The organism is Paenibacillus sp. J22P59 (assembly GCF_059383895.1).
This window is the reverse complement of the sequence record NZ_JBXENX010000012.1, coordinates 105,405-128,172: the sequence shown is the minus strand read 5'-3', so window position 1 is coordinate 128,172 and position 22,768 is coordinate 105,405. Positions and strand designations below refer to the sequence as shown.

General features: G+C 43.2%; 15 protein-coding genes and 2 pseudogenes. 13 read left to right on the top strand and 4 right to left on the bottom strand.

Annotation, left to right across the window (positions count from 1 at the left end; all coding sequences use genetic code 11):
• The first annotated feature begins 369 nt into the window (after positions 1–369).
• The 8 genes and pseudogenes from AC50YO_RS20145 (at position 370) to AC50YO_RS20110 (ending at position 14,509) form a co-directional block, all read left to right on the top strand.
• Positions 370–1,515 carry a stalk domain-containing protein gene (locus tag AC50YO_RS20145; protein ID WP_494849964.1) on the top strand — a complete coding sequence of 382 codons (1,146 nt, stop codon included), beginning with the start codon at positions 370–372 and terminating at the stop codon, positions 1,513–1,515.
• A gap of 95 nt (positions 1,516–1,610) precedes the next feature.
• Positions 1,611–3,017, top strand: coding sequence for a zincin-like metallopeptidase toxin domain-containing protein (locus tag AC50YO_RS20140; RefSeq protein ID WP_494849963.1), 1,407 nt, complete (start codon positions 1,611–1,613; stop codon positions 3,015–3,017).
• A 17-nt stretch (positions 3,018–3,034) separates the two neighbouring features.
• Positions 3,035–3,499 carry a hypothetical protein gene (locus AC50YO_RS20135; RefSeq protein ID WP_494849962.1) on the top strand — a complete coding sequence of 155 codons (465 nt, stop codon included), beginning with the start codon at positions 3,035–3,037 and terminating at the stop codon, positions 3,497–3,499.
• Positions 3,500–3,772: 273 nt separating this feature from the next.
• Positions 3,773–4,093, top strand: a pseudogene (locus tag AC50YO_RS20130) (deaminase domain-containing protein); the annotation flags it as partial.
• Positions 4,094–4,114: 21 nt separating this feature from the next.
• Positions 4,115–4,477 (top strand): Imm3 family immunity protein, encoded by a 363-nt coding sequence (locus AC50YO_RS20125; RefSeq protein ID WP_494849961.1) that lies wholly within the window; start codon positions 4,115–4,117, stop codon positions 4,475–4,477.
• A 592-nt stretch (positions 4,478–5,069) separates the two neighbouring features.
• On the top strand, positions 5,070–6,212 hold the full coding sequence (locus AC50YO_RS20120) for a copper amine oxidase N-terminal domain-containing protein (protein WP_494849960.1): 1,143 nt from the start codon (positions 5,070–5,072) through the stop codon (positions 6,210–6,212).
• A gap of 488 nt (positions 6,213–6,700) precedes the next feature.
• The gene (locus AC50YO_RS20115) at positions 6,701–12,055 is read left to right on the top strand and encodes a glycine rich domain-containing protein (protein WP_494849959.1); all 5,355 of its coding nucleotides are present in this window, start codon (positions 6,701–6,703) and stop codon (positions 12,053–12,055) included.
• Between the two features lie 147 nt (positions 12,056–12,202).
• Positions 12,203–14,509 (top strand): glycoside hydrolase, encoded by a 2,307-nt coding sequence (locus tag AC50YO_RS20110; protein ID WP_494849958.1) that lies wholly within the window; start codon positions 12,203–12,205, stop codon positions 14,507–14,509.
• A 144-nt stretch (positions 14,510–14,653) separates the two neighbouring features.
• Here the strand turns inward: AC50YO_RS20110 and AC50YO_RS20105 are convergent.
• Positions 14,654–14,818: pseudogene (locus tag AC50YO_RS20105) on the bottom strand (IS1182 family transposase); the annotation flags it as partial.
• A 692-nt stretch (positions 14,819–15,510) separates the two neighbouring features.
• A complete protein-coding gene (locus tag AC50YO_RS20100) occupies positions 15,511–16,539 on the bottom strand; it encodes a LacI family DNA-binding transcriptional regulator (protein ID WP_494849957.1) in 1,029 nt (342 codons plus the stop codon).
• 243 nt (positions 16,540–16,782) lie between these two features.
• On the opposite strand from AC50YO_RS20100, the gene AC50YO_RS20095 reads away from it, so the two are divergent.
• Positions 16,783–17,832: a 2,3-butanediol dehydrogenase gene (locus tag AC50YO_RS20095; protein ID WP_494849956.1), complete on the top strand. Its 1,050-nt coding sequence runs from the start codon at positions 16,783–16,785 to the stop codon at positions 17,830–17,832.
• Between the two features lie 65 nt (positions 17,833–17,897).
• On the opposite strand, the gene AC50YO_RS20090 is transcribed toward AC50YO_RS20095, so the two are convergent.
• Complete coding sequence (locus AC50YO_RS20090) at positions 17,898–18,128, bottom strand: hypothetical protein (RefSeq protein WP_494849955.1); 231 nt, start codon at positions 18,126–18,128, stop codon at positions 17,898–17,900.
• 136 nt (positions 18,129–18,264) lie between these two features.
• Here AC50YO_RS20090 and AC50YO_RS20085 point away from each other — a divergent pair, with 136 nt between their 5' ends.
• The 3 genes from AC50YO_RS20085 (at position 18,265) to AC50YO_RS20075 (ending at position 21,020) form a co-directional block, all read left to right on the top strand.
• Positions 18,265–18,960: a response regulator transcription factor gene (locus AC50YO_RS20085; RefSeq protein ID WP_494849954.1), complete on the top strand. Its 696-nt coding sequence runs from the start codon at positions 18,265–18,267 to the stop codon at positions 18,958–18,960.
• A complete protein-coding gene (locus AC50YO_RS20080; protein WP_494849953.1) occupies positions 18,957–20,363 on the top strand; it encodes a sensor histidine kinase in 1,407 nt (468 codons plus the stop codon). The genes AC50YO_RS20085 and AC50YO_RS20080 overlap by 4 nt, the downstream gene beginning before the upstream one ends.
• A 96-nt stretch (positions 20,364–20,459) precedes the next feature.
• Positions 20,460–21,020 carry a PepSY domain-containing protein gene (locus AC50YO_RS20075; protein WP_494849952.1) on the top strand — a complete coding sequence of 187 codons (561 nt, stop codon included), beginning with the start codon at positions 20,460–20,462 and terminating at the stop codon, positions 21,018–21,020.
• Between the two features lies 1 nt (position 21,021).
• Here AC50YO_RS20075 and AC50YO_RS20070 read toward each other — a convergent pair whose 3' ends face one another.
• Positions 21,022–21,897: an AraC family transcriptional regulator gene (locus AC50YO_RS20070; RefSeq protein WP_494849951.1), complete on the bottom strand. Its 876-nt coding sequence runs from the start codon at positions 21,895–21,897 to the stop codon at positions 21,022–21,024.
• 250 nt (positions 21,898–22,147) lie between these two features.
• Here AC50YO_RS20070 and AC50YO_RS20065 point away from each other — a divergent pair, with 250 nt between their 5' ends.
• Positions 22,148–22,708 (top strand): PepSY domain-containing protein, encoded by a 561-nt coding sequence (locus AC50YO_RS20065; RefSeq protein WP_494849950.1) that lies wholly within the window; start codon positions 22,148–22,150, stop codon positions 22,706–22,708.
• Positions 22,709–22,768 lie beyond the last annotated feature (60 nt).

The window sequence follows — 22,768 nt, the reverse complement described above, 5'->3', positions numbered from 1 at the left end:
GAATTTATAGTTCTTGTGTTTAATCTTATAATTTATATGAAAACCGCAGATTCAGGTCAATTAGGGTTAGATACCACCATAATTGACCTGTTTTTATTTTAAGCGTAGTCACTGAATAAATCGCAACAACGTAATAGCTGGGATGTTCGTTATTCAAAAACTTATCGAGTTGGAAAAACGTTAACGACATTATCTATTTTGGGCAGGATACAGCAATTGAGAAAATAGTCCTTGGTTTTTGTGAAGAAATTATTTAATATATAGGAAATATATACTATTTTTGAGAAGGGCGTTTACTCCTGACAAAATGTTAATTATCCGTGTCTCGTCAAACTTGTTAAGAGCAGATAGCTAAAAGGAGAACTTATAATGTACAAGAAATTTATTGGAGCTGTTGTTGCATTGAGCCTTGTTATAGGGGGAGCATCAGTAGCGGCAGCACCGGGGAAAGATCTTCGCATTCTGCCTATCATCGTGAATGGCCATAAAGTGAAATTTCCAGATACGGAGCCGTATATTGATACGAACGGTAGAACAATGGTTCCTGTACGTTTTGTAAGTGAGAAGCTAGGCGGCAAAGTAACTTGGTCGGCCAAAACGCAAACAGTGGGGATTCAATACAAGGGGAAATTAATCAGCCTACCTGTAGGCTCCAAAACCGTTAGCATCGATTCTACTAAGATTGAGCTGGACACGGCAGCAGAAATGTTCGATGGGCGTACGATGGTTCCATTGAGGTTCGTAAGTGAAGCGATGCAATCTACTGTAAAGTTTGATAAAGGAGCACATGCTGTACTCGTAACCGATACTGCTTATGCAGCCAAAGTAGGAAGTAGACAAGTTAAGCTTGATCCGTGGGGTAGAGAATTCAGCAAGGAAGTGTCAGCAGAGTGGAATAAACTATCTGACATTCCGGCTAGTTTCTACAATATTAAACAGACAACATTCGGTAAATTATCAAATAAAGAGTTTATGTCTAACAATCCTGAGCAAAAGGATAAGAAATACATAGATCAATGGTCTGAGCATATAAGAAAATACTATGCCACTCAGCTAAATATTAACTATAAAACTATCGACAGTTCCTCTTTTGTGAGATCTCTTCAGTCACATATGCCTGACAGAGGCGACTACTATAATGCTGAAGATGCAAGAATTATTGAAGATTATGTGAAATGGGTCAAAAAGAATAAAGTCGTAGCTATAGGCTATGCTGATCCAGAGAATTCGCTAGGTAGGTTTGAAAACAGTAGGGTAATTATGAGAACTTATTTTAAATTTAAGATTATATCTGCTACGGACTCTTCCCAAACATTTTTAGATAACTATGATGCTTCCACAAGTTCAGAACCTATGAAATTAAAAATTGGAGTTTGGTACGGTGGCTACAGTGATGTTTTCTTAGATTCTAATGCAGGAAATATGCACTGGTTATCGTATAAAGTAGCTTTTACTGAGAATATGTTTCTCAAAGGTAGATACAAGTACTCTATCCTGAATTCTAGCAATGGATAAACGAGTCAAAGGGAACACTTCAATAGAAAAGGTGTTGAAAAAGAGAAGCCTATCAAGTTTTTTAAGATACTATGTAAAGATAGGATGGTGCATTCTTGATTCGAATTGATCTGAACGCAGTAGGAGCAAGTAAGCCAAAGCTCAATCAGGGGGTACAGAGGTGTTCGCAGCTAACAGGGAGATTGCCGATGATGATCTATCAAGTGGAAGGTCGCATTTCAGCCCGAAGGAATATCCGGGGAAGAATGGAATGGAGCCAGCAAAGGCTGCGGGAGCTTGACAGAAGATTAAGAGAGCTGGATACTTTTATTCAGAGTATGCAGGAAGCGTATAACCGAGCAGAAGGTGAATTAACTCAGCAGGCTCAAGCGGTAAGTGGACAAGTACAGATCAACCAGACAAGTGCACTGGATGAGTGGAATGGAAAAGATCCTGCGCTGCAAGATAAGATAGATGCCTATATTAAAAGTAACCTGCCACCTACACATTTCCCAGATGGTACACCTATTACGAAAGATAATAAGAACAGCGAGTTTACCTTTGCTTATTTTTTGGAGCACGTGCTGGATAAAAAGGATGGCTATAGAAATGTAGAAGTACCGATGACTGCCTATGATGCATGGGTTAAAGAAACCTATGGGAGAACAGATTGGGAGCAAGCTGTTCACTTAAGCGGCGAATTCGTGCTTGGCCTGACGACGGAAGTGGTAATGGGGGTTGTTGATCTGGGCGGACTCGTATTCGAGTTCGCTGTAGATCCCGCAAAAACAACCAAGGAAGCGATTGAAGCAGCTAATCAAACCGCAGCGAACGTGGCTTACTTCGTTAATAACCCGGAGAAACTTGTAGAAGCTGCAAAGCAAGTGTATGCAGATTACGATAAGATGAGTCCAGAGGAAAAAGCGCGTGCTCTGGGAGCATTGACATCCATATTGATTCCGGGAGCGGCTATTACGAAGGTATCAAAAGCAGATGCAGTGGTTGATGCGTTGAATGATTTGGCACGGAATGGTAAGGTGAAAACGGATAGCCCCAATACATCAAAAGTACAGACTTTTACTGATGGGACGGGAAAAGGTGAAAAGTGGACAAGTGAGACTTATGATTATAGAAAAATAAATAACCAAACTAATAGTATAGGGGAAACGCTCGCTACAAGGAAAGATATTAAGCAATTCAAGAAAGAATGGGAAAAATTAGGTATATATGTGACAATAGACAAAAAAGGAAAGATTCTTATAGGTAATTACGAAGCGGCATTTGATTTTGGAAGTGGACAGATTATAATTAAGAAAAATCCTTCAATTATTAATCTATATCATGAAGGCTATCACGCTGAACAATGGTTAAATATAGGGAAAGATGCTTATATGAAGTTAAGTCGTCTAGAAAGAGAAGAATATGTATTTGAACAAATAATGAAGTATCAACATTTGTTCGATGATGCGTCAATTAAACATTCAATAGAGTACATAACTGGGTTACGGTCTAGGCTTAAATAGTTGAAAGGAGTATAAAAGTGCGAAAATACAACAGAACTAAAGAGGAACTTGAAAAATTGATAGAATCAGTTAATAAAGATTTTCCAAGACATTATCGTAGAGTAGGAGAAATTACAATTCAAACAGTATTAACACCAGAAGAAGCTATTGAAGTTGCGAAAAAGTACCATCGAGAACATGAAATGGATGGGACGATTAATGAACAAATTGAAAATTTATTTTTTGATGAGGCCTATACGTTTAAAGTAGAGTTAGACAAGAATGAATATGAAGATATTCGTCCTGCTTGGAGAGTTACTGTAGATTTACAACCAAATTCATTTTTGTTTGAAGATTACACTTTAATTGTCTCAGACAGAGATAAAGCGGTAATGGGAATGTTAGATTCAAATGGACATCCAGTATCAGAAGGCAACGAATTTACTGATGAAGATATAGCGTATATTATGAGCGATGAAGATCCAGAAAGTGATAAGGAATGAAGACGAATTATCAGGCTAAGTGTACTTGGGTTTGTGATGTGTGGCTGACTATTGTCGCTAAGTAAGGCTATAGCGTTATAAAAATAGGTCGATCATGGTCAATTACCATGATTGACCTATTTTATTATCTGGAATTTTCCTTAATTAATCACCGCAATGTATCACTAGGAGAACTTCGTGTGTGAAAGTCTATTCAATATAAAAGAGTTAGAATCATCGACGAATTTGTCAAAGATACAACAAATGATAAAATAGTCCTGTTTTTTATCACATAGTTCCATAGATAATGTTAAGGATAGAGGAGCAGATAAGCTATCAGGAGCATCATTAAAACCTGAAAAACCAATGTTTGAGGCAACTGCAGTGGCAGGAAAAGATGGTGTTCCATATGTAAGGGATATGGACACAAAATATAAGATTCTGAATGATGTTGCTAAACAATTAGGAGATAATACTAAAGCTACTGGAACTTTGAAATTATATACAGATAGAATACCATGTGATAGTTGCTCTAAAGTAATATCTGAATTTAGTAACAAATATAAGAATATTAAAATTGAAGTGATTTATAATGATGGAGATATTCTTAAGTAATATAATGGGGGAAGAATTAATATGAAGGAATGGCAGTACAAGGAGCTACAAGAAGCAATCATAGGTTGTTTTGAGAGAGAATTGCTAAGGTCAAATGGAAATAGCACAGTAGCTGCTTCTAGATGTTTTTATGAATATGAACCAGTAATAAATGAAGGAATTGCGGAACGCTTGATAATTCATACTACTCTTGGAAATCAGTTAGTGAAAAATCAGAATAAAATTTATTTTACTCAATTCAATTTAATTAAAGATGAGATTAGTAAATTCGATGCGTCAAGTTTAGAAACGGAATTAATAGATTCTGAAATTAAACAGCTTGCATATGAGATTTTAACCCTACAAGAAAGTTTAAATAAAACAGAAATTATTCAATCTTTGTAGCTTAGAATGGAACGATAGACTTATATTTTTACAAAAGAATATCACATCTTTTGTGGATAATTCGTTTCTTGGAAGAGTTACCAATACCTAATGAACCTAATAATAAGCTAATTGATTTAACACCTATTTCAGTTTCATAGGTTTGTTTAGAGCTTATAACATAATTAATTCTGAATTTTAGATTGAACAAGTCGATCATGGTCATATACCACCATGATCGACTTATTTTATTTCCGTGGTCAATCGTCACAATGTATCGGTAGAAATGCTTCTTTTTTACAAAGCCTTGACTAGTGGGGAAAAACGATAGGGTCAGTAACGAATTTGTCAAAGATACAACAAATGATAAAATAGTCCTGTTTTTTGTAAAAAAAGCATTTAAGATATAGGAAAAATATGCTAAGGTTAATTTGGGTATTTAATGCTATTAACTAAGAATTAGAGAATAAAGGTGAAAAAAGGTTTCGTGTTTTTTAAGTGTAGATTTGATTTCTACGTATTTTGAATTTATTCCAAATGCTAATAAGCCATGATTTTGTTGCTCAACTAATCAGGAATTAACGAAAAAAGATAGATAAAAGGAGATGTTACTATGTATAAGAAATTTATTGGAACGGTTGTTGCATTGAGTCTTGTTATAGGGAGCGCATCAGTAGCGGCAGCACCGGGGAAAGACCTTCGCATATTGCCTATTATCGTAAATGGTCACAAGGTGAAATTTCCAGATACGGAACCGTATATTGATACGAACGGTAGGACAATGGTTCCAGTACGTTTTGTAAGTGAGAAGCTAGGCGGCAAAGTAACTTGGTCAGCTAAAACGCAAACAGTGGGGATTCAATACAAAGGAAAATTAATCAGCCTACCTGTAGGATCTAAAACCGTTAGCATTGACTCTACTAAAATCGAGTTGGATACGGCAGCAGAAATGTATGATGGGCGTACTATGGTTCCATTGAGGTTCGTAAGTGAAGCGATGCAGTCCACTGTAAAGTTTGATAAAGGGGCTCATGCTGTCCTCGTGAACGATGCTGCTTATGCAGCTAAAGTAGAGAGTGGACAAGTCAAGCTTGATCCATGGGGGAGAGAATTAAGCAAGGAAGTATCTTCAGAGTGGAATAAATTATCTGATCTTCCGAGTAGTTTTTACAATATAAAGAAGCCAGCAGCAGCTTCTATGACTAATAAGGAATTTATGATAAACAATCCAGAAGCCAAAGATACGCAGTATATTGACCAATGGTCAGAACATATTAGACAGTACTACGCTATTCAGTTGAATATTAACTATAAAACTGTAAATAGTAATTCTTTCTCTCGATCTTTACAGTCTCATATGATAGACAGAGGATCTTATTATAATGAGGAGAGTATTCGAGTAATCCAGGATTATGTGAAATGGGCAAAGAAGAATAAGGTGATAGCAAAAGGTTATGCTGATCCAGAAAATTCATTGATGAGATACGAAAATGGAAAAGTGATCGTCCGCACATATTTTAAGTTTATGATTATCTCTGCTACGGATACTTCTCAAACATTTATGGATAATTATGCGCCTTCAAAATACTCAGAATCTGTAAAGTTAAACACAGGCGTTTGGTATGGCGGATACAGTGATATAGCTTTAGATAGTACTGATGGCAATATGAAACACTTATCTTATAAATTAGCGGCTAATGAAAATATGTTTGTTAAAGGAAGATATAAGTACTCTATCCTTACTTCTACAAATTGAAATATTTTGTTTGGGGTGACTATGAAACTATGAAAAAGGTACTTAGCCTTGTAATGCTACTGATAATCTTAATAACAACTATTATATCACCTATATCAACTTCCCCTATATACTCTGCTGGAAGTAATGTAGGAGTAGATGAAGAGAGATTAGGAATACGTTTCATAGATAAAGAGGAAGCACTTACTAATAAATACGGTTTAGCAGAAGGAGATATTATATTCGTAGCTATTAATCAGAAGGCTACAACTAATACTAAGTATAAGACAGCAGGATGGATAATAAGGAAATCTGGAGATAAGGGAAAAAACAATGAACCTATGACTTGTACAGATCAACCTAAGCCTTCTGACGCTAGTAAGCTAACAGCTAAATGCACGCCTTTACAGGGGACAAATCATATAGAAATAACTACTGGGCAATTTAAGCCAGTATATGAAGATGAGATTCCTGGAACTAATCCTGTGCAGCTAAAGACGGTTTACGCTATGAAAGCTGATGATTTTAATACAGCGATAGAAGATAATAAAATATTTCTTGGACTAGAGAACGGGGCAACATTATATTTCAATGCTACTTTTAATGTTACTGTAAATGGAAGTATAACAGGTCCTGTGTATAAGACTCTTGATTCCATACGAAGTGCGAAGCCTTGGAGAAATAAGAGCGGATTCCGGCAATATTATGATCAGCCGGTTACCTTCCATGCAGGAAAGGCTAAGCTCACCGTTGAGACTCGTCTGGAGTCTAATCAGGCAACTAAACTCAAGGACGACGTAGTAAGCAAAGAGGAGTATCGAGTCAGTTCGCCAGTAAAAGCGGAATTCGAGCGGGATTTCAAATCTACCAAGACCAATAAAGATTATGTATTTGTATGTTCTTATTTGATGCCTGAAGGCGTAGCGGACAGGACGACTTGCAGCGCAACGAAGGATGGCGATAAGCCGTATTTCAAACGGGGGTCTGATCTGCTTCAACGACAGCCTACGATGGCTGTGGGAGGACTAAAGGTAGTAGCCCTGTACAAGGAGATAGCGGATTGTGACTGCTCGCAAGCTATAAATATTCCCGGGCAGAGCACTTTAGGTGGGAAGATTGAGAATCCTAAGATCGGCAAGAAGGTTCCTGTACAGGTTAAGATGAAGGAAAGTGAAGCATCTATTAAGAATTGGAAAATCTACTTGAAGACCCGCAAGGATATTAAATTATATGTCCGCTTGTGGAGAAATGATGTTGCCCAAGCCAACTCGGGGAATACGGGAGCTGGTCCGAAATGGGCGGTTGTCGGGGCAAGTCCCGAGTGGGATAAAGAGATTCCTGTATCAGCAGATGATGCAATAAAGTATCTCAATGGTCAGAAAATCCCGAGCTATACGGATGATCTGATGGACTATCCTATAGAGCCAGGGAAGAAAGTAAGCTTTAAATATAATGTATCTGTATCGATTATATCTACGAGTATTGCAACTAACAAAAAAGAAACTGTCAGCTGTGTAGGCATTGCTTCTCCCAAGATAGACTTCTATCGTCCAGAAGAATTGAAGAAGGAGTCAGGGGCGTACACGTCCACTCCACAATATTGGTCGGAGATCAAGGAGGGTTCGCCTAGCCTGTCAGGCACTGGCTCGAATGAAACCTTCGAGGCGATGGCGGGCACGCCTACGACAAGGAATCTTTATTTTGCCTCCGGCGGTTCGGAATTTATCGTGGATATTGTAACGGAATATGTTCCGTCGGCAACAGCCACTCGTACGTATACATCGAAGTTCAATAAAGTGAAGAGCGGCTTATATATTCCAGCTGATACAGGCCCGGAAGTGAAGGATACGACAGCGACCTGCAGAGCGCCTAATAAATCTACCGATATATCAGGGGCTACCTTCACAGAGTCCGTATCCTTAGGAAGCGGTACGTATGAGAAGGTGCCAGCAAGCGGTACGCCTGGCAAGCCTGGATACAAGCCGGCAGTTATGGGAACGACCTCGTGGTGTATTTATTCCGGCGGCCATAACATCATGGTTGGAGGCTACTCTGATACGTGGACCCAGACGTCTACCTTCGACTATATGAAGATTGTTAAGGCACAGGTATGGAAGCTCAGCAGGTCTAAAGTAAATGGTATGGATGAACTGCTTGCAACGCAAGAAGTAACGGCAACAATTAAGCAGGGCGATCCCACTATATTCAAAAATATAGCAGCTTCAAATACCAGCGCTGCTGGACGACTCCGCTATTCCAACGAAACGAATCAGCACGATAACGTGGTTTGGAATGAGGGAGATTCGGACAATAGAGACGCTAATAGTGACTCGGACAGCTATGTGAATGAGAAGCAGGTATTCGCGAAAAGAAGAGCGGAGACGACCAATGTTACAGCGATATCGGATTTCTTGATTCTCCAGACTTCATCGGGTGATCAATCGGTGATGTACTTTGAGAAGCCTTCCCAGCCTGCCAAGCTAACCGATCCTTTAACTGTACCTGTCACCGGGTTTGATGATATGTGGACAAGCAATTCGAAATCCGCTGCCAAATGGGGAGAATATGATATTAAGATAGGGTCATACAACGGGAAGTATTCGACTCCCTCCAGCAAATATTCGGGCTATGGAGGAGCGCTTGTCTCTACCATATTTGATACTTTGCCAGCCGGATTAAACCGAACAGCCAGACCTTCCAGCGCTATGCGCCTAATGGAAACTGGACTGGATGTGCCGGATACGAAGCCTAATCGCTTGTATGTGACAGGGGAATCCACAGTATTTTATGAGAATATCATGAATCACAACCCGACGGGTCTGCCTGAGAAATATTCAACAGAAGTTGATGATCTATACAAATTAGTTGGTCAATCGTATACGAGCACGTATTCTTCGATGGATTCCAAGGTGAATGATATCATTATTCATAATCCGGTATCGACTGAATTTGCGATGATTGAGACGCTGCCTCAAAAATTGGATCAGCGGACAGACGCCTCTGTGAACTTGGGCGGCAATCTCATGGATTCTGTGACTGAATATGAACGTGTCCTGAAGCCAGGCTATGTATTCGAGGCGATTCCGCCTACTTACGAGAGGACAGAGGTTCCCAATCCTGATTATGTACCTGCAAAGGCGGCGAGCTCTAAGAGCTTCGCCTATACAGGAGGAGCACAAGTCTATGATGTGCCGACTACCGGTACGTATATCTTGGAAGTATGGGGCGCTCAAGGCGGAACAGCGGGAGGCGACGCTGACAATCATGGCGGCTATGCCAAAGGAACGGTCACGCTAACTGCCGGAGACAAGCTTAACATTCTGGTCGGCGGCAAAGGTGAGAATGGCACTGCGACTATTGATACATGCGATAGCTGCTTCAAGGCTGGCGGGTATAATGGCGGCGGTCGAGGGGTAGGAAGTGCAGGCTCAGGGGGCGGCGGTGCTTCGACCATTGCTTCGGCAGGCGGCAGCGCATTCGTAGATCGAGTCGTAATGAATGTGAATGAGAGCTACCGGACGGGAGAGGATACGTATTTCTTTCAAACGACCAATTACAGTACGGCTAGCAGCAGTGATGTTGTCGAAATAAGAGTAAGGAACAACTCCACAAATACGAGCGGAGCCATCTATTTCATTGGCGAAAATGCTCCAACTTGGTCGGAGAGCTATGTGAAAGGGTTCAGTATGACAGCCTCGAATTCCGATTATGTGATCTACACGGTAGATATCGGGTCACATCCAAGCTGGAGAGGACAGATCGACAGAATGCGATTTGACCTGGCGAATGGATCGGATACTTACTCTTCTATAGACGTTGATTATATCAAAATACGTTCAAAATCAGCCGCTGGCACTAAGCTGGTCGTAGCAGGCGGAGGCGGTGGAGACACAACGAATGGTAAGGTAGCCAATACAGTCTCTTATGGAGGATCAGCCAAAACAACGGATATTCTAGAGAACGGGGGGAATGCAGACACGGATCGTCACTCCTCCAGCTATCCTAATGATGAAGGCGGAGGCGGTGGCGGCTACTATGGGGGCAAAGTCAATCATGCCGATGATGGCCGATGGTCCTACGGTGGAACGAACTATGTAGATGTTGCCCTTCTTGATCCCGTCGTATTGCAAGGGAACCTGACTATGCCTAATCCAGAGGGTGGACATCAAGTCGGACAAACCGGTCATGGCTATGCCCGAATCACTGCTCCGGGCAATCCAGCAATAGGGACTCCTACGATTGTAACCGAGGTGATGACAGATCCTGGCGTATCGGTACCGCCGGATGACGCTTATAAACTTGTTAAAGTTGAGGTTGATCCGAACAAGACGATAACGATAGGGTCAAGACCTTACCAGCCGGGGAAATTTGTCTTGCTGGATCACGAGTTTACAGTATTTTTCCCGAATATGGGCAATTTTTATGGGACTGGCGTGAACGGGATTCTAAATGTGACCTCAGACAGAGGCAAGGGATTCGTTGACTATATGGATACGACAGAGTGGACGAAGGAGAAGGCCGTTCGGTTCGCCTTCAATGTCATTCTGGATAACGTCTTGTATCAAGCGAATGAGTGGATTGATTTGCCAGTGGAGCAAACGTCCTTCAATTTCTATATCCCATTAGGCAACAAGGAGCGGATCAGCGCGCTAGTGGAATATAGAAGTATTGCGATCAATGGCGATGAGGACAATGAAGCGCCTACTAACAAGGTTCGTTATGAGAACTATGCAGCCAGACACAGCGCTAATAAGAAATACAATGTAGATGTGGTTGGACGAATAGGCAATATGACGATACAGGATACGGGTGACTTCAGGTATTCCAATCTATTCAAGATGCCGCTCGTCCCTACGCAATGGTTGGTCAAGAATGTGGTGAAAAAGGTTGATCCAACTAGGCAAAATAAAATTGTCGGCGATACAAAAGATATTCGAGGAGAGGATTTGACGAGCAGGAAAGGGTATTTGGATACGTACGGACTGCTTCCTCACTTGCGGCAGAATCCAATCTCCTTCCCGTTGCTGCCCGATAAGAACAATATTGCTTCCTTGAATAAGCAGCCAATTCGTCTGGGCTACAATACGTTCACCGACATTCAAACGATAGGCAACTATTATGACAGGATGCAGATTATCCCTTATTATTACGCGATGGACCTGAAGACAGGGAAATTGAGCGAGGTGGATATCTACATGTCGGTTAACGGGCAATATAAGCCGATTAATATGTTCGGAGCGGCTACTCCGAATTGGGACCCCACAACGGTCTATAAGTACTTAATCGGATTGAACTGGAATGGAGAAGCAAAGAGACGAAATTTCGGTGTGGAGGAAGCGATTGTTACGGATGAGGTCGCTAACTTTAAGTATAATCAAGGACTGGATACGGATACAGGAGCAGCAGGAACGCCAAACGGAGGAACCTACAATTACGGAACCGCTCAGATTCTCTATCCGAATGGGCGCAACCGGACCTATATTGGCAGTTCAATGACCAATGGAGGGGATAAGAATCCGGGCTATGTCTTGCCAGAGATCTTATATCAGGAGCAAGCACAGAGATGGCATTTCACTATGGGGCTTCCCTCCTCTTCAGTAGCGATAGAGAAGGGAAAGAAGCCAACGCAGAAAAACATAGATGTATTCCGTAAAAGCACGACTCATGTACTCATTATGGCAGCAGATATTAAGGCAGTCGGGGATACCTTTGTTTTGCAGTATAAATCACCTATCAACAATGGAACCCTTAAGTTCAAGGGCTTCCCGGAGAGATCGCTGGAAGAGGTTGAGCACCCAGTTATCAACATTTATTCCATTAATAAATCTTCAGCGAATGATCTCAACATATCAGGTACGCACTAATAGCTTGCTTAGCTTAAAAAAGTTGGCAGGATGTATAGATCCATTTTTAAGGCGTTTCCCATGGTTTCAGCATGGGGGCGTCTTTTTTTTGGCTATGTAACATTGATGTAACACACCTGGAGTAGTCTAATGCAGGAGGTGTACGAGATGAAAAAAATAATAGCAATCATCTTATTTGCTGCGATGGCAGCAAGCGTGCTTGCTGGATGCAGCAACGACAATAATAAGCTAAGCGGAGAGGACCAATCACCCGCAGATAAGAGGGATTTCACCTTTCGTGTGAAGCCAGAGACCTTCGCCCTTGAGGTGGAGTCCAATGGTGTTACAGAAAGTGTGTCGGAGCCGCTGGAGAAGATGGCCGTTACGAATTTGCAAGAGAGTGCAGATCAGACGAGCTGGACCTATTCAGAAATGGGCATTAATGTTGCAATTGAGCAAAAAAACAAGTACATCGATGTAACTATTGCGTCCACCAAGGAGGAAGATAATAACTTCGCATGGCCTAAGGTGCAAGGCGAAGGTTATATGCTCCCTTTGAATCAAGGAAAGTATATTCCTAGTCAGGATTCTGTATGGAAGGATTATTTGAAGGATGCCAAGCTGAAAGTAATCGAGTCATTGTCGATGCCGTTTTTTGCCGTTAACAAAAGCGAATATTCGGTCGTCTATATTATTAAGAACGCTTATAATAATGAGCTTGCTTTTCATACTGATAATGATATCGCATTTACCTTTAACCATGAATTCCCGTCTATTAATAAGCAGAAGGAATATAGCTTTAGAATCTATGTGACAGCTAAAGATCCCGTAGACGTGGCAAAGACCTATAAAGGCTATAAGGTTGAGCAGGGTGAATTCAAAAGCTTGGAGGAGAAGGCGAAGGAGAATCGCAATATTGAAAAGCTCTACGGAGCACCGCATGTGTATTTCTGGGACAGAACGGTCATTTCAGAGGAAAATATACAATGGGCAAAGCTGAAAAGCAGCATGCCAGACAAGCTGAGAGTATGGATACAGCAATTATTAAATACGAAGGTGGAGGACGGAGCAGAGCTTTCAGCCGCTTTTGATGATTTGAATCAATTGGATTATGTAGATCAATACACGAAGAACAGAATCATTAAAGCCTTTAGTACTGTCATGCAGCTAGAAGCATTTTATAATTCGGAAATATTCACAGCTATAGATGAAGAAACTCAAGCACTATTAAGTAAGGGAATAGAGCAGCTCAATCCAGTTGAGCGAATAGGCTTGAATAAGCGGCTTCTCAAAAGCGTGCTGGGCGATTCCGTCGATCCCGTAGAGAAGTGGGCAGATGCCAATACGGTAGATGTGATCAAGGCTATGAAAAAGTCGGGGCTAGAATACCTATGGATCGGCTTGGATGATTGGCAGGAGGGATTCATTAAACCGGAGCTGGTAAAAGAAGCAGAGGAGCAAGGCTATCTGATCGGCACCTATGACTCCTATCATTCGATTCATGAACCGGGTAAAGAGAAGTGGGAAACCGCCAAGTTCACGGATACTTCCTTGTATGAAGAGGCGACTGTAACGGATAAAGAGGGGAACAAGATCGAAGGCTTCCAAGGTGAAGGACGAAAGCTGAATCCAACTCTTGCCCTGCCTAGTGTTCAAGAAAGAGTAGCTTCGATCTTAGATACGGGCTTGGCCTTCAACTCCTGGTTCTTAGATACAGATGGCACTGGCGAGATTTATGATGATTATTCACCAGAGCATATCACTACAGAGAAAGAAGACATTCAGGCTCGAATCAAGAGAATGGAATACCTGCAACAAGAATGGGGCATGGTCGTCGGCACGGAGGGCGGGAATGATTTTGCCAATTCAACTATAGCCTTCGCGCATGGAATAGAGACACCAGCATTCTCTTGGATGGATGAAGATATGAGCAAGAACAAAGAAAGTGAGTATTATGTGGGGAGATATTATTCCAGTACCGGCGGAGTTCCTGAGCTGTTCGCTAAGCAGATTCCTGTGAAGGATAAGTACAAGAAGCTATTTGTGGATTCGAAGTACACGATCCCATTGTACAAGCTTGTTTATAATGACTCCGTCATTACGACTTATTGGTGGGGCTGGGGAAGCTTGAAGCTAGAGGATGAGATTGCGAATCGAATGCTGTACGAGATTTTATATAATGTACCTCCGTTGTATCATCTGGATAAACACGAGTGGGAAAAGCATAAAGAAACGATCGTACGCCATTCCAAGGTATGGTCCAAGTTCAGCCGCAAAGCGATAAAGGAAGAAATGACTAATTTCACGATGTTATCAGAAGATCGTTCCGTTCAAATGACGGAATATGGAGACGCATTAAGCGTAATAGCCAATTTCTCAGATAATAGTGTTAACGTGCAAGGTGAGACGATACCAGGAAAGTCCTTATTAATTATAGATGGGGATAGTAAAACGGTATATACGCCTAAGAAGTGATCGACTATATTAGGATGTACAAGTTGCCCAAAAGAAAACTAACCAAGGGATGGGTCTGTCTCAAAAGTAGCTCCGCTCAGTTGAAGAGACAGCTCGATGAATAGAAATTTGGTGAGAATGTAAGGAATGGCGATGCTAGGGAGGTTATCCCTGCACCGCCATTCCTACTGTTTGGTCTATTGCTGTCTTCTTGAGCAAATTGTTGGCAAGCAAAAGCCATCCGGCCTCAAGGCTCACTTTCGGCAATCCTCGAAGCAATCCCGGGAATCCCCGGTTGTTCTTGATTTGTCCGAACACGCACTTCGGTTCAATCCTTATTCATGAAAGGTGTGTTCCTAGAGGTGTTCCAATCGCCGCTCTGAAAAAAAGGAAGGTGATTGGCCCAAAAGGCAGGCTCCCAAGCTAGAGAAGGAATGTCATGTACAATTTAATGAATACATTTGCTCTATCTCACTGCTTAGACAGGTAAAAAGGAGTAACAGTGAAGCTGTGTTCCCTAGTGGAGAACAACGGTTTCCGACTACGGCATATAGCTGACGTTATCTCCGATACGTCCCCAGATTATGCCTATTATTACGAAAAACGCTTCATAAAATAGGGAAGCTCTTCATATACACCATCTGTAGCGTAGGGCTCCTAGAAGTTTTTGAGTTTTTGAGGTTTTGGCTCTTTTACCTTTCCTTCACTTGCCCCGCTCCCCTCAGTCAGCGAGAAGCAATGTATAAGGCTAGCCTCATCGTTCAGGAGGCTAGCTTCCTGAGCAGTGGGATTTACCTCATATATGCTAGCTAGCCCCAGTATTTACCGAAATTATAGGTGGTTCTCCTCACACTTGTATGATTAAGCCTCATAGCGAATGACTTTCCTCTAGATCCAGGCTAGGTTGGTTGTCATTAAGCATCGCGATTAATCCGAAGACATGCCACAGCAATCCACCGCCTGCTGCTCAACCATGGAACGGCTCGAATTCAGATGTAGACATGGATGTAAACAGGTAAACTTCACTCAATTCGCTCTGTACGATGAGTCCTTGCCAAGCTCGACTCTCTTACGATCAGCCTTGGCTCGAATTGTACCCGTTCATAGAGCCCTTTTTTCTGTTCATGGATACGCTGGAGCAGCAGCTCGGTCGCTACTTTGGCGACTTCCGTTCCCATAATGGAGACGGAGCTGATCTTCGGAGTTGTAATCGTACATAATAGATTATTATCAATGCCAACGATAGCAATATCCTCTGGCACGCGAACGCCTAATTCCTTGAAACGGTTCAGCAGGCCGATTGCGACCATATCATTTCCTGCATAGATGGCATCTGGCATATGAGTGAGGCTCACAAAATAATCCGCTGCTCTAGTCCCGGTCTGGAGGGAGAAGTCATCGCCGAAATAGACAAGCGACCGATCCATTTGTTCGAGCGCATCCTCATAGGCAAAAAACCGTTCTTCAATGATTTCCTTCGGAGCGCCGGCATAGCCAATTCTCGTTCTTCCAATGCTGATCAAATGCTCCATGACTAGCTTGCCCTCTTGGGTGGAGAGGCTAACCATATCGGCTTTCACATCGGTATCCAGCTTCTTGCCGTAGTTGATGATGGAGATGGGAAGGCTGGCTTTATTAATTAAATCCTTGAGTGTCTTGGGGTAAGCAAGCGGTAAAATAATTAGTCCATCGACATGCAACTTCTTCATGTCCCGCAGCAGCTCTAGCTCTGATCTAATATTGCCGAGTGTATTAATCTGAACGACACGATAGCCATAATGCATCGCAGTCTGCTCGACCGAATAGGCAATCTCGGGAATGAAAGCATTGCGAATATCAGGCACGGCCAACGCAATTTGCTTGGTTTGGCGCAGCTTCAGGTTTTGTGCGAAGGAATTCGGAATAAAGCCCAGCTCCTCGACCGCCTCCAGAACCTTTGCCTTCGTCTTCGGGCTAATCCCGTCCATATTATTAATCGCTCTAGATACGGTAGCGATGCCGACACCGGCTCTCGCAGCTACATCCTCTATCGTTACTTTATCTTTTCCCAATCCCGGCACTTCCCCTAACCTGTATGAAATTGTTTCCACAATAGTATGTATATACGCTAGGTTAATTATAACATAGCTAGATTTATGCTGAACATAGTCGAGACTTACAACGGTAATGATTTGACAATTTGTCGATACTGTGACATTATAGATTTTAGGAAACGTTTCCGAAAACAATAATTTATTTCCGTAATTCTCAACCATTTTTATTCGTATTTCTATACTTCTAGGGAGATGACACATATGAAAGCATTGAGATGGCATGGACTAAAGGATCTACGTGTAGATAATATTGAAGAACCAATCGCTCTGCCAGGCAAAGTGAAAATTAAAGTCGAGTGGTGCGGGATTTGCGGCAGCGACTTGCATGAATATACAGCAGGACCGATCTTCATTCCGGAGGGTGCTCCGCATCCAATCACTGGCGAGAAAGCACCTATTGTTATGGGCCATGAATTTTCCGGACAAGTCGTCGAGGTTGGCGAAGGTGTAACTAGAGTACAGGTTGGAGATCGGGTCGTCGTAGAGCCGATCTATTCCTGCGGCACTTGCGATGCTTGCAAGGCAGGCTATTACAATCTATGCTCCACAATGGGCTTCCTTGGCCTCGCTGGAGGCGGCGGAGGTTTCTCCGAATATGTGGCTGCTGAAGAATATATGGTTCACAAAATTCCTGAGACAATCTCCTATGAACAAGGGGCACTTGTAGAGCCAGCGGCAGTTGCGCTCCATGCTGTTCGTCAGAGCAAGCTGAAAGTGGGCGACAAAGCGGTCGTATTCGGTGCAGGTCCAATCGGCTTGCTCGTGATCGAAGCGCTGAAAGCATCGGGCGCAGCAGAGATCTATGCGGTTGAGCTGTCTCCTGAGCGTAAGCAGAAGGCGACTGAGCTTGGCGCCATAGTGATTGATCCGAAGCAATATGATGTTGTAGCCGAGATCCACAAACGCACGAACGGTGGAGCGGATGTCGCCTATGAAGTTACGGGTGTCCCTCCAGTTCTTACGCAGGCTCTTAATTCGACGAAGGTTGGCGGCGAATTGATGATTGTGAGCATTTTTGAGCAAGAGGCTCCTATCAAACCGAATCATATCGTAATGATGGAACGTTCCGTCAAAGGCATTATCGGCTATCGCAACGTCTTCCCAGCTGTGATTAGCTTGATGGCGCAAGGCTATTTCTCCGCTGAGAAGCTGGTAACGAAACGGATTAAGCTGGATGAGGTAGTGGAGCAAGGCTTTGAAGCACTCTTGAAAGAGAAGAATCATGTCAAAATTCTTGTTAAAGCAGAATAACAACGTTGCCAATAAAGATGATGCATAACAAAAGAGCGAGGCCAGATGATGGCTTCGCTCTTTTTCTACTTCTCTTTGTTAATGGGACGCTCAGGTCTGGATACCCAATTGTCTCTGTTCATTCGTTTGACGCTATTGACGCGATTAAGTCCTGCCGCCGCTTCTGGCGATATCTTTTCTACTGGCTCTTGCTGCTTGGCAGCATTAGCTTCGGACAAGCTCTTAGCTTTATTTGCTGTCTTTGCGCTAGTCCCGCCATTATGCTTTCCCTTATTCCAAACGCTTTTCTTACTCATTTCAACACTCCGTTTCTATACTTTTGAACATACCACAGTAAGGGAAGTAAAGAAAGTCTGGATTCTGATTTGAATAGCTCTACCTGCGGTATAATGGAAAGAGAACATAAAAGGGCTGCTCGCGGGAGGGTAATAGATGGACAAAACGGTATTGGTCGTCGAGGATGAACGCAAGATCGCTAGGCTTTTGCAGATTGAGCTGGAAAGTGAAGGCTATCGGGTCCATCTGGCTAAGGATGGCATGGAAGGCTGGACAGCCTTTCAAGAGCAGGAGACAGACCTTATTCTATTAGATGTGATGCTGCCGGGCATGAGCGGAATTGAGCTGCTCAGACGAATTCGCTCTATCGATCAGGATATTCCTATTCTGCTGTTAACGGCTAAAAATTCAGTGGAGGATAAGGTATCAGGACTCGATCTTGGCGCCAATGACTATATTACGAAGCCCTTCGAAATTGAAGAGCTGCTCGCCAGAATACGCACTTCTCTTCGATTGTCTGCAAGGGCAGCACAGGATGACCAAACAGGAGAATGGCTAATTGTAGCAGACCTCAAGCTGAATAAAAATACCAGAGAGGTGGAGCGGGCGAACAAGCCGCTTCAGCTTACCCAGCGAGAATTCGATCTGCTTGCTTATTTGATGCGCAACAAGAAGCTTGTAGTGAACCGTGATCAGATTCTATCCGAGGTATGGGGATATGATTATGACGGCAATACGAATGTGGTTGATGTCTATATTCGCTATGTGCGTAAAAAAGTGGACGAAGGCTTCGAGACGGAGCTTATTCATACCATTAGAGGAATTGGTTATGTTCTGAGGGATACACAATGAAGCTAAGGACGAAGATTCATCTTTATTCCTCAGTCTTGTTCGCCGTGCTTCTGCTCATGGCGAATATTACGGTTTATTTTATTTTTTATTCCCTGACCATTGAACGTGAGCTGGATCAGATGGTGGCAGAGACACAGCAGGCCTCCGCAGCCATGCGTGAAGCCAATCATCAGGCGACAACGGCGGAGCTCCTTCGTGCGTATGTACCGCTGAACGGGATGATCCGAATTGTAAAAGAGAGGCATTCAGATACAGATAATTCTAATGGGCCGCTCGTCACCTCCTCTTCCGAAACGGAGCTGAGCGAGCAGCCAGCGGTCTTCTATGCGAAGCGGCAGGCAGAGCGAATCGAGATTGAAGGGAAAAGCTATGGATTCGTGTCGATTCCATTCATCGGACCGGATGGAATGGTTGCGAATGTACAGGCGACAAAAAGCATGGAGGAATTAATGGCACTGCTGGGTATCCTGCGAATCGTGCTCATCAGTGTAGCGGCGGCAGTTATGGTTCCGGCACTGATCTCAAGTGGAATTCTAGGCAGTCTCATTATGCGCCCGATAGCGGCGATGACTAGGACGATGCAGGAAATTGCCCGGAGCGGCAAATTTGTGAAGCTGAAGCAAGAGGGGCGTTCGAAGGATGAGCTAGTGGATATGGGCGAAACGTTCAATGAAATGATCGGACTGCTGGAGATTAGCTTCAGCAAGCAGGAGCAATTTGTATCAAATGCTTCACATGAGCTGAAGACGCCGCTCACAATCATTGAAAGTTATGCCAGCCTCTTGAAGCGCAGAGGTCAGCAGCGTCCTGAGCTCTTCATGGAATCGATAGAGGCCATTCATTCGGAGGCTGTTCGTATGAAGGTGATGACCGAGCAGCTGTTGCTGCTCGCAAGGCCTCATCGGCAATGGAGGATTAAGCTCGATACGATCGAGCTGCTGCCCATAGTAGAACAGGCGGCCAACAGCTTTGGCGATACGTATGACAGGGAACTGACTGTAGTACCTATCGGAGACAAGCCGTTAGTGGCTGTTACGGATGCAGATATGCTGAAGCAGCTATTATTTATATTGCTCGATAATGCAAGGAAATATAGCAAGGCTGAGATCACCGTTAAGGTTGGCATCAGCCTCGGCAATAGTGTAATTGAAGTGATAGATCATGGGATTGGCATTCCTAAGGATGAGCTTCCTCATGTATTCAATCGTTTTTACCGTGTCGATAAGGCAAGAAGCAAAGATAGCGAGCAGGAGGGCGGTGCTGGTCTGGGATTGTCTCTGGCAAAAGAAATTACGGAGGTAATTAGGGGGAGGCTTGTGCTGGACAGCCAAGAAGGAGAAGGGACCACTGCGACACTGTATCTTCCCCTCCCGCATCAGGCAACTTCTCTCAGTAAATTATAATGATCATAAGCTACACTCGATAGCGAAAGGGGTGATCTTATCCAGTTTCAAGCAAGCCGTAAATGGTGGGGGATAGCCGCAGCTCTTTTTGTACTTATGCTGATATCGGCTGTCGCTATAGCTCTGGTATTACGGAAGGACAATGAGCCTAATCTTTCCCTTCAAGAAGCCAAGCAGGAAGTTCTGAATCAATATGAAGGCGAAATCATAAGCGCTGAGTCCCAAGGACGTTACTATCTGATTCGACTGCAATCGGAAGCAAAGCAGTATGAATTGAGCGTAGATAAGGAGCATGCCGGCATTATGGAGATCCATAGCATTAATGGCGGTGATCCGAATATGCCGGGCGGAACGGCAAGCCCTCGCCCAACACCTGAGCCTGAGAAAAGCCCGCTTCCACCAGTCTCAACGGGTTCTCCAGATCAAGAGGCTGCCCCGAATCCGGCTGTCCTATTGAGTAAAGATGAAGCTGCGAAGCTTGCTCTTGATAAGGTGCCTGGTGTGGTTACGGATATTGACAGGGATCAGGTTCAGGATAAATGGTATTACTTTGTTGAGATTGATACTCCTGACGGGCGAGAGGCAGATGTTCAATTAAATGCAGCCTCCGGTGCGATTCATTCTGTTACTTGGGATGATGATGACAAGGATGATTAACTTAGCTTCTTTTTAATACGGGAATCCATATCTCACTTCTAAAGGTCGGTGATGAGACGTCCTTGTGCTCGTTCCATAAAATTTCCGGGCCTTCTGCTTGTTCATAATTGGAGGATGGAAACCATTCGGAATAGATGCGTCCCCATACATTTTGAAGGGTATCTGGGAAAGGTCCAACCGCTTCAAAAACGGCCCATAACGATGCGCGAACATCAAGCTGTGTGAGATCAGCAGGACAATCCATAGTAGTTGCGACACCTATATAATGATCAAGCTCCCCCTTTTCCTCCATTCTGCCTTCGGAGAAATTGGTGGAGGCGCTAAGCAATCCTAATGGTTCCACATTGGAGAGCATCTTTAAAGTATGGATACGCTCAGCATTCAGGCTTTTCCACATAGAAGCAATCTCGGGATTTACCCCATTGAACAGGATAGGCACTCTTTTGCTGATGCCTATAATACGAAATGCTTCTTTTTCTTCGATGCGATAATTCATTTGATCTCCGCCTTTAATAGATAATTGAAAGGTCATGCGCGAATAAGCTTTAAGCATTTGACTGTTATGCCTAGCTTCTGAAGGTATCACACCATGCATACTCTGGAATGCTCTTGTGAAGGAGTCCGGAGAGTTATAACCGTACTTGATGGCAACATCAATGATCCTGATATTACTGTTAATCAGCTCGAATGCGGCAAGAGTAAGACGTCTACGGCGAACGTACTCCGATAGTGTTATACCAGCTAGAAAAGAAAACATTCTTTTAAAGTGATATTCTGAACAAAAAGCTCTCCTCGCTGCTTCTTTAAAGTCGATTTCATCCGTAAGGTTATCTTCAATGTAGCTTAGGGCATCATTCATGTTCTCAAGCAAATTCATGTGCACACCTCCTCTAGAAATTAGAATATCAGCTATTGCAGATTATCATCCGACATTTCGTGCACCAATACATCGGTGATCCTAATAGGCGGGGGAATTTTAATGCATGCTGCTCGTTTATTTTCTTCAGACGTTAGGATTGATCCTGCTTCTCATCAAATTCTAATGAAGCTGTAATGTTGCTCACAGTTTACTGGGTTAGAGTATAAGTAAGCTCAGGCAAGCAGCTAATCAAAGGAGGAAGATAACGATGAACAAAAAAACATGGATGATGACGATTGCCATTGCGACAGCTATAGCGATTCCCGGATCGGCCTTCGCCGCCAATGCAATGGCGCCAAGCATTAGCAAGGAGAAAGCGAAGACGATTGCACTGGCTAAGGTGCCGAACAGCAAAGTTACGGATATTGAACTGGACCGCAAACATGGGAAGCTTGTCTATGAAGTAGAAGTAACGAAAAAGGGCAGCTTCGAAGAGACTGATGTATATATTGCCGCAGATTCGGGCAAAGTATTGTACACAGTAAATGACGATGCAGACGACAGAGATGATGACGATAACGAGCGGTTGCATAACGCATCCTCATCGACTGCTGCGGGCGCGAAGAAAGCAATTACGGAAGAACAGGCCGTTAAGCTTGCTTTGGCAGCAGTGAAAGGTCAACTGCTGAAGGTAGAGAGTGAAAAGGATGACGGCGTGCTTCAATACGAAGTGAAAATCAAGACAAGCGAGGGGACAGCCGAGGTAGAGCTTGCAGCGGCAGATGGCCGAATCCTCTCCATTGATTATGACGATAATGACAATGACTAGAATACAAAAGTAAGTATTAGATAGGGTGTAAAAGGCTTCCCGATTGCGGGGAGTCTTTTT